Source organism: Ruegeria sp. AP12 (assembly GCF_056540025.1).
Genome location: NZ_JBQFVZ010000007.1, coordinates 1 through 12,905, shown reverse-complemented (window position 1 = coordinate 12,905; position 12,905 = coordinate 1). Strand labels below are relative to the sequence as shown.

The following is a 12,905-nucleotide window of genomic DNA, read 5'->3' as shown; positions in this document are numbered from 1 at the left end:
CGTCTCCGTGTGAGAGTTTTTTGGGTTATTCGTGTCTTAGCGCGGGCGCACGACCATCACGCTGCACCCGGCATAGCGGGCGACGCGGGCCGCATTCGGACCGATCAGCAGATCAGTGACCGACGGTTTGCTGGCACCGATCACCACAAAACCGGCGGACAGCGTGTCGGCATGTTCGATCAGTTTTTCATAGACAACACCGCGCAGCACCTGACTGTCATGGACCACGCCCTGCCAGTCAAAACCGGCGGCATAGGCCTGAAGATCGCGCACGGCGTCATCGACAACCTGTTGATGCATATCCGCCGGGATGTAGTTCTGCGCGTAAGAGTTTTCCTGATCCGGGATCACGAAAACAACCTCGACCTCATGATCATGGGCCTTGGCCAGCAGGATCGCCTCGTGGATCACTGCGGCGTCGCTGTCCTTGTGGACAAGGTCCACGGCTGCCAGAATTTTCGGTTTCGTCATGGTTTGGCACCTCTTGGGTGGCTATCGGTAAATCGGGGGGGCGGGCCGGTTATCGGCCCGCTGAACTCACCATGCTGTCCGGCAGATAGGTCGCCAGTTCCGGGAAGCCGATCATGATGAAGACCATCACGACCATGATCAGGAACAGCGGCAACGCGGTCTTGGCGATATAGCCCATCTCGTGCCGGGTGATCCCCTGCATCACGAACAGGTTGAAGCCAATCGGCGGCGTGATCTGCGCCATTTCGACGACAATCACGATGAAGATGCCGAACCAGATCAGATCGATACCCGCGCCTTCGACCATCGGTTGCACAATCGCCATGGTCAGCACCACCGAAGAGATACCGTCCAGGAACATGCCCAACACGATGTAGAACAGCATCAGGGCGATCAGCAGTGAGAACCGCGACAACTCAAGCCCTTCGATGAACTCGGCCAGGGCGCGCGGCAGGCCGGTGAACCCCATGGCCAGCGTCAGGGCGATGGCGCCCATCAGGATGAAGGCAATCATGGCCGAGGTGCGCGTGGCCCCCAGTAGGCTTTCGATAAAGGCCTGTTTGGTCAGGGATCCCTGCATCGCGGCCAGTGCAAATGCGCCCAGCACACCGATGGCCGCAGCCTCGGTCGCGGTGGCAAAACCGCCATACATCGACCCGATGACCACCAGGATCAGCAGGATGATCGGGATCAGGAACCGGCTTTCATTCAGCTTCTGCCCAAATGTCATGCGGTCGGCAATCTCGGGCACTTCGGACCGGCGCACAAAGGACCAGCCGGCGACATAGGCCATGAACAGACCGGCCAGAACGATGCCCGGCAGGATACCCGCCATGAACAGCTTCGAAATCGACTGTTCGACCGCCACGCCATAAACGATCAGCGTCAGCGAGGGCGGGATCATCAGGCCCAGCGTGGCCGCACCGGTCAGCGTGCCGATGATCATGTATTCGGGATAGCCGCGTTTGCGCAGTTCCGGGATCGACATTTTACCAACTGTGGTCAGCGTCGCAGCGGACGACCCCGACACGGCGGCGAAGATGGTGCAGCCGACGATGTTCACATGGACCAGACCGCCCGGCATCCGCTGCATCCAGGGGCTGAGGCCGCGGAACATGTCCTGCGACAATCGACTTCGAAACAGGATTTCACCCATCCAGATGAACAGCGGTAGCGCCGTCAGGGTCCAGCTGGACGAGCCGGTCCAGATCCGCGTCAGCATCGCATCGCCAGCCGGGCGCGAGGTGAACATTTCAAGCCCCAGATAGGCCACGCCAAACAGCGCCAGCGCCACCCAGACCCCGGTTCCCAGCAACAGGAACAGGGCGAACAGGAAAATGGTAACGAGATAGACTTCTTCCATCAGGCTTACTCCGCGTGTGCGTCGACCGCGGAGGATCGCATGTTGTCTTCCCCGGTCACGAGGATGGTGATCAGGTTGTCGATCGCGCAGATCGCCAGCAGAACGGTTCCAATGACCATGGACATCTGCGGAATCCAGATGGGCCAGGCGTCCTGCCCCTGGCTGATGTCATTGAAGCGGTAGCTTTCGTACGTCAGCTTGATTGCGTAACGGGCGAACAGGAAGGTCAGATAGCTGGCAATGGCCCAGCACCAGATCTCGCCTAACCTTCGGAACCGGCCCAGCGCATTCAGCAACAGGCTGACACGAATATGGGCCCCGCCGTTCAGCGCATACGGCAGCGCCAAGAATGAGGCCGCAGCCATGCAATAGCCAGTGAAGTCCGGTGCACCCGTGATGATTTCACCACCCCAGCGCGACACCATCTGCAGGGTTACGAAGAATAGGATCAGTATCAGAAAGCACGCGGCAAGATAGCCTGCAAAGCGATAGATCACATCCAGCGTTTTGCGCAGTGTTGAGAAGATCGCCATAGCGGGTCCCCCGTTAGGCAGGCATGGCGATCAGGTCGACCATGCCGGTCGTAAGATACCCCCGGCGGCCACGGCCGCCGGGAAAGAACGCACGGTTGTTTTTATTGTGCAGCTTTAAAATCGTTGACGATTTTCTGACCAGGCTCACCAGCAGCTTCCAGCCATTCTGCGGTCATGGTTTCACCAATCGCACGCAGTTCGGCGGCCAGTTCTTCGCTTGCCGGGCCTGTGGTCATGCCGTTTTTGCCCAGCTCGTTCACCGTGAATTCGGTGTACTGGATCGAGCGCCAGTCGCCCGCGTACTCGGCCGCCACGGCGCAGCCGTTCATAACAGCCTTGGTAGCGTCATCCAAACCGTTCCAGGCGTCCAGATTGACCAGCATGTAGTTGCGGGGCATCCAGGCGTCGACGCCATAATAGTGCGACAGGCTTTCCCAGACCTTGCGGTCGTAGCCGGTCGAACCAGACGATACCATCCCCTGCGCCACACCGGTGGCAAAGGCCTGGCTGATTTCAGCCGCCTCGATCTGCACCGGCAGCATACCGGCCAATTCCGCCATACGGGCCGAAGCCGAGTTATAGGCGCGGAACTTCAGACCTTCCGCATCTGCCAGAGTGTTGACCTCACGGTCGAAATACAGGCCCTGCCCCGGCCACGGTACCGAATACAGCAGGTGCAGATTCTGTTCTGCCAGCAACTCGGACAGCGGTTCTTTGGCGAACTCCCACAGCTTCTCCGAGTCCTCGAAAGACGTCGCCAGGAAGGGTACCGAGTCAAAGCCAAACAGCGCGTTTTCGTTCTGGTGCCCAGACAGCAGACGCTCGCCAATATTGACCTGACCGGTCTGGATCGCACGCTTGATCTCGGCCCCGGCATAGAGCGAACCGCCCGGATGGGTTTGAATAGTTAACGCGCCACTGGTGCCTTGGGTCACGCATTCTGCAAAAACCGCGCCGGTTACCGAATGGAAGTTCGTGGCCGAATAGGCCATCGGCAGGTCCCAGGTTTCCGCCGACACTGCCGCCGCAGAGGCCGTGATAACGCCGATGCTGGCAGCCAGTTTGGTAAGTGTTTTTGACATGTTTGTCTCCCTTGTTGACTTTTGTGCCCCTTCAGGGGGCGTCGTTGAAGTTTGGTTCAGAACCGCATTGGATCGTACACGCCCAGATCGATATTGGTACGGTCTTTTGTAATCAGCCCCGCAAGTATCCGCCCGGTCTTGGGCCCGGCGGTGAGGCCGATGTGATGATGTCCAAACCCGGCCAGCACACCGGTTTTGCCAATCTCACCGATCAGCGGCAGACTGTCTGACGGCGCGGGCCGGTGGCCCAGCCAGGTCTTTTCGCTTTCGAATGTGAGGTTCGGAAAGCTTTCCTGAACCTTGCGTTTCAGCAGGGCGATGGGGGCATCGGACGGCCCGGCCTCAAGCCCACCGAACTCGACAATACCGGCACAGCGCAACCGGCCTTCCATCGGGGTCGCGACAAACTTGCCGGTTGTTACCATCAGCGGAGTCGACGGGCCGTTTTCCGGCAACACAAACTCCATATGATAGCCGCGCTCGGTTTCCAGCGGCACGGACAGGCCCAGTTTGCGGGCCAGAGGTTTTGACCAGACGCCCGTCGCCAGAACCACCTTGCTGCAGGGCAATGTGCCGTCCTTGGTAACAACCGCTGACACGGACCCATCGGTCAATTCGAAATCGACAACTTCGGCCTGACGGAAAACAGCGCCCAGCTTTTCCGCCTCGGCCGCCAGCGCGGCGATATAGGCACCGGGATCGCGGCTGAAGCCATGGTCGCGCATGACGGCCAGCAGGTTCAGATCCTTGGACAGGTTCGGCTCGAACTCGTGAACCGCGCCGCCTTCCAGCACCTCGGGCTCGAACCCGGCCACCTTGCGCAGCGCCCAGGTATAGCTGTCGGCCTCGAACGCCGCACGGGTCGGATAGACAAAGCTGTAATCTGAGGTCTGCACCCAATCCGCCGCACCGGTATCGCTGGTCAGCGCCTGATGCTGCTCGACCGAGTCGCTGGTCAAGGGCGTCAGGCCAGCCGCGATCCGCCGGGTGTCGCTGTCATTGGCATGCGACATGTATTTCAGCAACCACGGCATCAGCTTGGGCAGATAGGACCAGCGCAGAAACAGGGGAAAGTTCGGGTCCAACGCCATCTTGGGGCCCTTGCGCATCAGCCCCGGTGCGGTCACCGGTGCCACGGAACACGCGGCCAGCACCCCGGCATTCCCATAAGATGTCGCGTTTGGGTCACCCGGCGGGTTGCGATCAACAACCGTGACCTCAACACCTTTGCGTCGCAGCCAGATCGCGGTCGAGACACCAACAATGCCCGCCCCAACAACTACAACCTGTTCTTCCTTGGTCGTCATGTGCCCTCAACTTGCCGGGAATCGCTTGAAATGGGCGATATGCCGATCTGTATACAGGATTGTAGATTTCTGTGAAGTCTAATGTTTATTATGGGGCAGTCTTTGGTAAAAGACGTCCAACCGAATGGCAGGAGATCCATGTCCAAATCCGAAGGCAATGTCGAACGCGCCTACCAGGCCCTGCGCCGGATGGCAGTCAACTTCGAGTTCAAACCGGGTGAACGGCTGAACGAAACGTCGCTGACCAAGCGGCTGGACATCAGCCGGACGCCCTTGCGCGAGGCGCTCAACAGGCTGGTGGCCGAAGGGTTTCTGACCTTTTCGCTGGGCAAGGGGTTTTTCTGCCGACCGCTGACACCAGAGAAAGTACTGGAACTGTACCAACTGCGCTGCGCGCTTGAGACCGAGGCGCTGCTGCGCACCATCGGCGGGGCCGAGGATCAGCAGATCGACGCGGTCATTGCCTATCTGGACGAGGTCGAAAAATCCTATTCCGTCTGCCACGATCTGGATGAGCTTCTGCGCATGGATGAAGAGTTCCACATCAAGCTGGCAGCGCTTTCCGGCAACCAAGAGTTGCTGAAGCTGCTGCATAACGTCAATGAGCGCATCCGCTATGTCCGCATCGTAAACCTGAGGCTGCTGCGGGACCGGCGCGAGAACGCCGAGACAGACCAGACCTCGATGTCGGCGCATCGGATCATTCTGGATGCGGTAAAGGCGCGCGACGTGGATCGGGCGGTGTCTGCCCTGCGCGGCCATATCGAGCGACGCAGCGAACAAACGGTCGAACTGGTGCGGGTCGCCTATTCCCAACTCTACGTGCCGGATTTCTGATCGCGTGGGGTACTTAGGCGAAAGCCCGATTGCCTTTTCAAGGACAACCGCCGCGCTAACTACGCCGTCATGACAGCGCGTTTCATCGGCTCGGAAATCTATCGCCACTCGACTTATGGCACATGGCACCCGCTCAGGATCCCTCGGGTCTCGACCGTTATGGACCTGTCGCGTGCCCTGGGCTGGTTGCCGGACGCGCAGTATATCCGCTCGCCCCGTGCAAAACCCCAGGCGCTTACGGCGTGGCATGACCCGGACTATATTGAGGCCCTGCAACAGGCCGAGCATCTGCAAGCCGTCACCCCGGACCAAAAGGCGCGGTTCAACATCGGGACAATCTCGAACCCGATTTTTACCGAGATGTTCCGCCGTCCTGCCACAGCCGCCGGAGGCTCGATCCTGGCTGGCGAACTGTTGGCAAACGGTGGCGTGATCTACAATCCGGCGGGTGGAACCCATCACGGGATGCCGGATCGGGCCAATGGGTTCTGCTATCTCAACGACCCGGTGCTTGCGATGCTCAACCTGCGCGCACATGGGGTACGGCGGCTGGCCTATGTCGATATCGACGCACATCATCCCGATGGGGTCGAGGTCGGCTTTGGCGGCGATCCCGATTGCCTGATGATCTCGGTCCACGAACAGAACCTGTGGCCCAAGACTGGCAAGTTGGAGGATGACGCAGGCGGCAACGCCCTGAACCTTCCCGTGCCGCGCGGCTTCCATGATGACGAAATGGCACTGGTGCGCGACCGGTTGATCCTGCCTGCTGTTGCCGCGTTCCGCCCCGATGCAATCGTCCTGCAATGCGGCGCGGACGCGGTCGAGGATGACCCGCTGGCGCATCTGTCGCTGTCCAACAACGCCCATTGGGATGTTCTGCGCGGCCTTACCGGGCTGGCACCACGCCTGTTGGTGCTGGGCGGAGGCGGCTACAACCCGTGGACCGTCGGCCGCCTTTGGACAGGTGTATGGGGCATTCTGGCCGGGCACGACATACCCGATCATCTGCCTGACGCAGCCCAGGCCGTGCTGCGTCAGCTCAGCTTTCGCGGCAGGACACGCAAGCAGGACCCCAAGGCAGAATGGCTTACGACCCTGCAAGACGCACCGCGCAACGGGGTTATCTCGGATACCGTCCGAGAAAGGGTCGATTTTCTGGCAAGCCGTTTGCGGGCTTGGGTATAAGTCGGCGGCCATTTACCCAAACCCCTTGGGCCTTTCGCAGGAAAACAACAGATTCCTAGATTTTGGATCCAATATCCACTATGAATGCCGGGAATCCGACTGACCCACCGCCACTGAAAGATACCCTGCGATGACGAAATCCATCTTCTCGGGCACAATGCCCGCCCTGATGACCCCCTGCACAGCGGACCGGACACCCGATTACGACGCCCTTGTGCGCAAGGGGAAAGAGATGATCTCGGCAGGCATGTCCGCCGTGGTCTATTGCGGCTCGATGGGCGATTGGCCCCTGCTGACCGATGCCGAGCGTATGGAAGGGGTCGAACGGCTGGCCTCTGCCGGTATCCCGGTTGTTGTGGGCACCGGCGCGATCAATTCGAAATCCGCGGTTGCCCACGCAGCCCACGCGCAGAAAGTGGGGGCCGTTGGCCTGATGGTGATCCCGCGTGTGCTGTCTCGGGGATCCTCCATGGCTGCGCAGAAAAACCACTTCAAGGCGATCCTCAGCGCCGCGCCGGATGTGCCCGCGATCATCTACAACAGCCCGGTCTACGGCTTTGCCACCAAGGCTGATTTGTTCTTTGCCCTACGCGCCGAACACCCCAACCTCGTCGGGTTCAAGGAGTTCGGAGGCAAGGACGATCTACGCTATGCCGCCGAGCACATCACCTCGCAAGACGATCAGGTGACCCTGATGGTAGGCGTCGATACCGAGGTCTATCATGGTTTCGTCAACTGCGGCGCGACCGGGGCCATCACCGGCATCGGCACCGCCCTGCCGAAAGAGGCGTTGCTGCTGGCGGCGCTGGCTCAGAAAGCCGCCGAAGGTCATGCCGAAGCCCGGATGCGCGCGCGTGAGTTGGAAGAGGCGTTTGGCGTTCTGGCCAGCTTTGATGAGGGCACCGATCTGGTGCTCTATTACAAGCACCTGTTGGTGTTAAACGGCGAGGAGGAATACCGCCTGCATTTCAATGAAACCGACGCGCTGACGGACGCACAGCGAAACTATTGCGAACAGCAATATGACCTGTTCCGCAACTGGTTCGCCGATTGGTCCAAACAGGGCGGGGTTATCGCTGAATGCATGTGATCGACAGCCATACCGGCGGAATGCCCACGCGGGTGATCCTCGACAACGCGCCGGATCTGGGCACCGGCCCGCTGGCCGAGCGCGCGCAGCGGCTGGCGACCGAGCATGAGGCGTTCTACAAATCCGTCTTGCTGGAACCGCGTGGACAGCCCGGCATGGTTGCAGCCCTTCTGGTGCCGCCGGTCAATCCCGACTGCGTCACCGGCGTCATCTATTTCGATGCCGACGCCGTGCTGGGCATGTGCGGGCACGGCACTATCGGGCTGGGCGTCACTCTGGCCCATCTGGGCCGGATCACACCCGGCACACGCAAGATCGAGACCCCTGCAGGCGTCATTACAATCGACCTCCACGACGCGAACACCGTGAGCGTGACCAATGTCGAAAGCCGCAGGGTGCGCAAATCGGTTACTGTGGAGACCGCCCAATACGGACCAGTCACCGGCGATGTCGCCTATGGCGGCAATTGGTTCTTCATCGTCGACCCAAGCCCGATCCCCGTCGCCCCCGAAAATATCCGCGCCCTGACCGATATGACGATCGCCATTCGCGAGGCCTGCATCGCGCAATCCGTGGGCGGTGAGGGCGGAGAGCCCGTGGACCACGTCATTTTTCAGGACTCGTCAGGTACGCCCGATGTCCACAGCCGGAATTTCGTTTTGTGCCCGGATGACAACTATGACCGTTCGCCCTGTGGCACCGGCAGTTCCGCGCGTCTGGCCTGTCTTGCAGCAGATGGTCTGCTGGCCCCCGGCGCCGAGATTGTGCAGCACAGCGTCATCGGTAGCCCCTACCGCCTGTCCTATCAGCCCGGCCCAAATGGCGGCGTCATCCCTACTCTGACCGGGCAGGCCCATATCATGGCAGACAGCACGCTCGTCTTCGCCGAGAATGACCCCTTCAAACTGGGTATCCCGATCTGACACGCCTGAAACGGACAGCACAAATGCCGCCTGAAGACCCAATTGACATCGTCATCGTCGGAGCCGGGATCATCGGCATCAGCATCGCGCTGGAACTGCAACGGCGCGGGCGCGATGTTCTGGTGCTGGACCGTGAAGGGGTCGCCGCAGGCGCATCGCAAGGCAATGCCGGGGCCTTCGCCTTTGCCGAGATCGAGCCGCTGGCCAAGCCGGGCATCATGCGCGAGGCACCGAAATGGCTGCTCGATCCCCTTGGGCCGCTTTCGGTGCCCCCGTCCTACGCGCCGCAGATCGCGCCCTGGATGCTGCGCTTTTGGCGATCTAGCTGGAAGGATCGCTATCGCGCGTCGCTGGCGGCGCAGGGGGCGCTGATGAAGCACTGCCGCCTGGCGACCGAACGCCAAATCGCCGAGGTCGATGGCGAAGCGATGATACAGCGCGACGGTCAGTTGCAACTTTATGAAGGGATCGCGCAATTCCGCGCCAGTCAATCCGCCTGGACCCTGCGGCGCGATCATGGGGTGGATTTCGATCTGCTCCACAGCCCCGAGGCGATTGCCGAGATACAACCCGGTCTGAGCCGCCACTTCACCCATGCCGGATTCACGCCGCATTGGATGAACACAAGGGACCCGAAAGCCTGGACCGAACATCTCGCCACACAATTTCAGGCACGCGGCGGGCGAATTGATGTGCAGCCCGTGTCATCGGTAACGCAGCAAGGGGAACGGGTTGTTCTGGAAACCCCGTCGGGGCAAGTTCACGCCCGACATCTGGTGATTTCAGCTGGCGCGTGGTCTCATATTCTGGCCCGGCAGCTGGGGGACATAATCCCCCTGGAAACCGAGCGGGGGTATAACACGACCCTACCACAGGGTGCGTTCGATCTGCGCACGCATCTGACCTTCAGCGGCCATGGGTTTGTGGCGACGCGCATAAATGGCGGCGTGCGCGTGGGCGGCGCGGTCGAGCTTGGCGGATTGTCCCTGAAACCGAATTTCAAACGGGCCGACACCCTGTTGGCAAAAGCGGGCCAGTTCCTGCCCGACCTCGATATCAGTGGCGGCACGCAATGGATGGGGTTCCGCCCCTCACTGCCGGACAGCCTGCCGGTCATCGACCGCGCCCCCAAGGCCCCGCGGGTTCACTATGCATTTGGGCATGGCCATCTCGGGCTGACCCAATCCGCCGGAACGGCCGAGCTGGTGGCGGATCTGGTGATGGATGCCAATCCCGCAATCGACCTGTCCCCCTTTTCTGCAACGCGGTTCTGACCTCGGAGGCCCTTGATGCGCAGCACAAAAACGATCCATGTGATCTCTGCCCATGCCGAGGGTGAGGTTGGCGACGTCATTGTCGGCGGCGTCGCGCCACCGCCCGGAGATACGCTTTGGGACCAACGCACATTCATCGCTCAGGATCAGACGCTCAGGAATTTTGTCCTGAACGAACCGCGTGGCGGAGTGTTTCGTCACGTGAACCTGTTGGTGCCCCCCAAACACCCCGACGCCGATGCCGCCTTTATCATCATGGAGCCCGAGGACACGCCCCCCATGTCCGGGTCGAACTCGATCTGCGTGGCAACGGTTCTGCTGGATTCGGGTATCCTGCCAATGCAGGAACCGGAAACCCACCTGACGCTCGAAGCGCCGGGCGGTCTGGTGCAGGTTCGGGCGGAATGCCGGGATGGGAAAGCACAGCGCATCTTCGTGCAGAACCTGCCCAGCTTTGCCGATCAGATCGCGGTTTCGCTCGATGTTCCGGGTGTTGGCAGGATAACCGTCGATACAGCCTATGGCGGTGACAGTTTCGTCGTCGTTGACGCACAGGATCTTGGATTTGAGATCATCGAAAGCGAAGCCAAGGCGCTTGCCCAATTGGGCGTCAGGATCACCAACGCAGCCAATGAACAGCTTGGGTTCAGCCATCCTGACAACCCGGATTGGACCCATATATCCTTTTGCGCCTTCTGTGGCCCGTTAAGCGAAACGGAAACCGGTTTGGCGGGCAAATCCGCCGTCGCCATCCAACCGGGCAAGATCGACCGGTCCCCCACAGGCACAGCAGTCTCGGCCCGCATGGCGCTGATGCTGGCGAAAGGTCAGATGACACCGGGCCAGACATTCGACGCGCAATCCATCATCGGGTCGCGCTTTACCGGCAGAATTCTTGGCACCACCAAGGTCGCAGGGCGCAACGCAATTCTCCCCGAAATCAGCGGGCGCGGCTGGATCACCGGTGTTCATCAACACATGCTCGACCCCGATGACCCCTGGCCGGGTGGCTATCGACTGTCAGATACGTGGGGCGCGTGACGATGCTGTCGATTGCCACCAACACTAATCAATAAAGGACCTGACATGCCTGGGACCCGCGCAATCACCAAGAAAAGCCTGCCGGACATCATCACAGATGACCTGCGGGAACGCATTCTGAACGGCGAACTGGCCGAGGGCGAAACCATCCGGCAAGAGGCTTTGGCCGAAGAATACGACGTTTCACGCATGCCCATCCGCGAGGCCCTGAAACGGCTGAACGCCGAGGGGTTGGTGAAATGGTCCACCAATCGCGGTGGTTCGGTCATCAAGCATTCTCTGACGGAAATTGGCGAGATATTCGACCTGCGCACCCTGATCGAAGTGGACCTGTTTCGCCGTTCCATTCCAAATATGACCCAAATGGATTTCGCGCGCTGCGCCGAGATATTGGACCGGATGGACGCCTCCTTCGATCAGAATGACGTCGGCAAATGGGGTATTCTGAACCACCAATACCACTCGGCCCTTTATGCAGGTGCCGACAGGCAATTGACGCGCGACATGCTCGACCGCATCAACACGCAAGCGGACCGGTACGTCCGCATGCATCTGAGCGTGATGAAGCAAAGGGAACCCGCAAAAATAGAGCATCACCAGCTTCTGTCTATGGCCCGGTCCGGCGATGTAGACGCGGCTTGTGAGCTGTTGAAAACCCATATTGAGCGAACCAGGGACCAAATTCTGGAACTCATTGCTTCAAAGCGGAAGCGTTCCCTCTGACCTTTCAGACAGACGGTTTGCGGATTACCGCCTTGCGGCCTTCAAACCGTCCAGATAGGCGCGCTTTGCCGCCGCGACGTCTTCGTCGGTCATGGTTGATCGGTTCAGTTCCAGAAAATACTCTGCCGCTCCTTCAGGCTGAACATTCAGGTTGTTGACGGGCAACAGATCATCGGACCTGACATTAAGCATCGACAGCGCCTTGGTTACGGGGAACAGGCGATCATCAAGCCCGGACACGTTGAGGCGCACGACGTCCGCACGGGGTGATACAGCCTCCTCTACCCGGTTCACCACGCCGTCAAGATCCGCAGCTTGTCGCAGGCGCTCGCTATATTCCACAAGGTCTTGCTGAATCCTGTCCGCGCGGATGTTCTGCCAATAGACACTGCGCACCCAGTCGCTGGCGTTTCTGGTTGTGAAGAACAGGGTGATACGCGCGGTACCATCTGAAAACCGGTCGATTTCATCGACCAGAGTTTCTGCCAGGACATGAGTCTGAGAATAAGTCCACACATCCTTGCGCCCCGGAATCATCCCGGCAAACTCCTCGCTGCTGATAAGCAGAGGTGTGTCTGTCCGCCCGTCGAAAGGCTCAAGGGCATGCCGAACCCTTTGGCGGAATTTCCTGAGGACTTGGTCCTTTTGAACAAGGGAATAGCGCCGCGCAGAAAACCCTGCTTCCTTCAGATCGCGGGGAATTAGAACGTTCAGTCGATCCTCCAACAGGGACCGGTTCCTGAACAACATCGTTTGCAGGGTTCTGGTGCCTGTTTTGTGAAACCCCTGATGGATCACGACCTTCAAAATGCGACTTTCAGCTTGCTTCGGTTACGCGTGCAATATTCCGCGAACAAAGCTGATTTGTCGAATGCAATGCGCGTCGATATGGAACCGTGCGTTTCTTGGAAAGCGCGGGTGCGCCGGAACAACACAGCCTTCATTGGCATTAGATTCTGGTGTTAGGGGATTTTCGATCGTAAGAGAGATATGGGCTTTTACTAGGTTTGGCGGTGACCTACTCTCCCGGGGCTTAAGCCCAAGTACCATTGGCGCGGCAGTGCTTAACTTCC

The 12,905-nt window shown here is 59.9% G+C and carries 13 protein-coding genes; 7 read left to right on the top strand and 6 right to left on the bottom strand.

Going from position 1 to position 12,905, the window contains the following annotated elements; translation table 11 throughout:
• Positions 1-36: 36 nt before the first annotated feature.
• The 5 genes from ACR0E6_RS16955 to ACR0E6_RS16935 form a co-directional block, all read right to left on the bottom strand.
• On the bottom strand, positions 37-471 hold the full coding sequence (locus ACR0E6_RS16955; RefSeq protein WP_480585425.1) for a universal stress protein: 435 nt from the start codon (positions 469-471) through the stop codon (positions 37-39).
• 49 nt (positions 472-520) lie between these two features.
• On the bottom strand, positions 521-1,834 hold the full coding sequence (locus ACR0E6_RS16950) for a TRAP transporter large permease subunit (protein ID WP_170453255.1): 1,314 nt from the start codon (positions 1,832-1,834) through the stop codon (positions 521-523).
• 5 nt (positions 1,835-1,839) lie between these two features.
• Positions 1,840-2,367 carry a TRAP transporter small permease subunit gene (locus ACR0E6_RS16945; protein WP_170453256.1) on the bottom strand — a complete coding sequence of 176 codons (528 nt, stop codon included), beginning with the start codon at positions 2,365-2,367 and terminating at the stop codon, positions 1,840-1,842.
• A gap of 101 nt (positions 2,368-2,468) precedes the next feature.
• Positions 2,469-3,449: a TRAP transporter substrate-binding protein gene (locus tag ACR0E6_RS16940; protein WP_170624186.1), complete on the bottom strand. Its 981-nt coding sequence runs from the start codon at positions 3,447-3,449 to the stop codon at positions 2,469-2,471.
• 56 nt (positions 3,450-3,505) lie between these two features.
• Positions 3,506-4,756: an NAD(P)/FAD-dependent oxidoreductase gene (locus tag ACR0E6_RS16935; RefSeq protein WP_480585421.1), complete on the bottom strand. Its 1,251-nt coding sequence runs from the start codon at positions 4,754-4,756 to the stop codon at positions 3,506-3,508.
• Between the two features lie 138 nt (positions 4,757-4,894).
• Between ACR0E6_RS16935 and ACR0E6_RS16930 the strand changes: the two genes are divergently transcribed.
• The 7 genes from ACR0E6_RS16930 to ACR0E6_RS16900 all read left to right on the top strand — a co-directional run bounded on the left by ACR0E6_RS16930 (position 4,895) and on the right by ACR0E6_RS16900 (position 11,832).
• A complete protein-coding gene (locus tag ACR0E6_RS16930; RefSeq protein WP_170624190.1) occupies positions 4,895-5,593 on the top strand; it encodes a GntR family transcriptional regulator in 699 nt (232 codons plus the stop codon).
• A gap of 69 nt (positions 5,594-5,662) precedes the next feature.
• Entirely contained in the window at positions 5,663-6,781 is a 1,119-nt protein-coding gene (locus ACR0E6_RS16925; RefSeq protein ID WP_480585418.1) for an acetoin utilization protein AcuC, read from the top strand.
• Between the two features lie 130 nt (positions 6,782-6,911).
• Entirely contained in the window at positions 6,912-7,871 is a 960-nt protein-coding gene (locus ACR0E6_RS16920; protein ID WP_480585415.1) for a dihydrodipicolinate synthase family protein, read from the top strand.
• Positions 7,862-8,794, top strand: a complete 933-nt coding sequence (locus ACR0E6_RS16915) for a 4-hydroxyproline epimerase (protein ID WP_480585412.1) — start codon at positions 7,862-7,864, stop codon at positions 8,792-8,794. The genes ACR0E6_RS16920 and ACR0E6_RS16915 overlap by 10 nt, the downstream gene beginning before the upstream one ends.
• Positions 8,795-8,817: 23 nt before the next feature.
• Positions 8,818-10,068: an NAD(P)/FAD-dependent oxidoreductase gene (locus ACR0E6_RS16910; RefSeq protein WP_480585409.1), complete on the top strand. Its 1,251-nt coding sequence runs from the start codon at positions 8,818-8,820 to the stop codon at positions 10,066-10,068.
• Between the two features lie 15 nt (positions 10,069-10,083).
• A complete protein-coding gene (locus tag ACR0E6_RS16905; RefSeq protein ID WP_480585406.1) occupies positions 10,084-11,109 on the top strand; it encodes a trans-3-hydroxy-L-proline dehydratase in 1,026 nt (341 codons plus the stop codon).
• A 45-nt stretch (positions 11,110-11,154) separates the two neighbouring features.
• Positions 11,155-11,832: a GntR family transcriptional regulator gene (locus tag ACR0E6_RS16900; protein WP_170453265.1), complete on the top strand. Its 678-nt coding sequence runs from the start codon at positions 11,155-11,157 to the stop codon at positions 11,830-11,832.
• A 24-nt stretch (positions 11,833-11,856) separates the two neighbouring features.
• Here the strand turns inward: ACR0E6_RS16900 and ACR0E6_RS16895 are convergent, their stop codons facing one another.
• Positions 11,857-12,369 (bottom strand): hypothetical protein, encoded by a 513-nt coding sequence (locus ACR0E6_RS16895; protein WP_170453266.1) that lies wholly within the window; start codon positions 12,367-12,369, stop codon positions 11,857-11,859.
• Positions 12,370-12,905 lie beyond the last annotated feature (536 nt).

Excerpts from the sequence above, each read along its gene's own strand:
- ACR0E6_RS16925 (WP_480585418.1), top strand. The coding sequence starts at position 5,663 with ATGACAGCGCGTTTCATCGGCTCGGAAATCTATCGCCACTCGACTTAT.
- ACR0E6_RS16940 (WP_170624186.1), bottom strand. The coding sequence starts at position 3,449 with ATGTCAAAAACACTTACCAAACTGGCTGCCAGCATCGGCGTTATCACG.
- ACR0E6_RS16910 (WP_480585409.1), top strand. The coding sequence starts at position 8,818 with ATGCCGCCTGAAGACCCAATTGACATCGTCATCGTCGGAGCCGGGATC.
- ACR0E6_RS16945 (WP_170453256.1), bottom strand. The coding sequence starts at position 2,367 with ATGGCGATCTTCTCAACACTGCGCAAAACGCTGGATGTGATCTATCGC.
- ACR0E6_RS16915 (WP_480585412.1), top strand. The coding sequence starts at position 7,862 with ATGCATGTGATCGACAGCCATACCGGCGGAATGCCCACGCGGGTGATC.
- ACR0E6_RS16895 (WP_170453266.1), bottom strand. The coding sequence starts at position 12,369 with ATGATTCCGGGGCGCAAGGATGTGTGGACTTATTCTCAGACTCATGTC.
- ACR0E6_RS16935 (WP_480585421.1), bottom strand. The coding sequence starts at position 4,756 with ATGACGACCAAGGAAGAACAGGTTGTAGTTGTTGGGGCGGGCATTGTT.
- ACR0E6_RS16920 (WP_480585415.1), top strand. The coding sequence starts at position 6,912 with ATGACGAAATCCATCTTCTCGGGCACAATGCCCGCCCTGATGACCCCC.
- ACR0E6_RS16955 (WP_480585425.1), bottom strand. The coding sequence starts at position 471 with ATGACGAAACCGAAAATTCTGGCAGCCGTGGACCTTGTCCACAAGGAC.
- ACR0E6_RS16900 (WP_170453265.1), top strand. The coding sequence starts at position 11,155 with ATGCCTGGGACCCGCGCAATCACCAAGAAAAGCCTGCCGGACATCATC.
- ACR0E6_RS16950 (WP_170453255.1), bottom strand. The coding sequence starts at position 1,834 with ATGGAAGAAGTCTATCTCGTTACCATTTTCCTGTTCGCCCTGTTCCTG.
- ACR0E6_RS16930 (WP_170624190.1), top strand. The coding sequence starts at position 4,895 with ATGTCCAAATCCGAAGGCAATGTCGAACGCGCCTACCAGGCCCTGCGC.
- ACR0E6_RS16905 (WP_480585406.1), top strand. The coding sequence starts at position 10,084 with ATGCGCAGCACAAAAACGATCCATGTGATCTCTGCCCATGCCGAGGGT.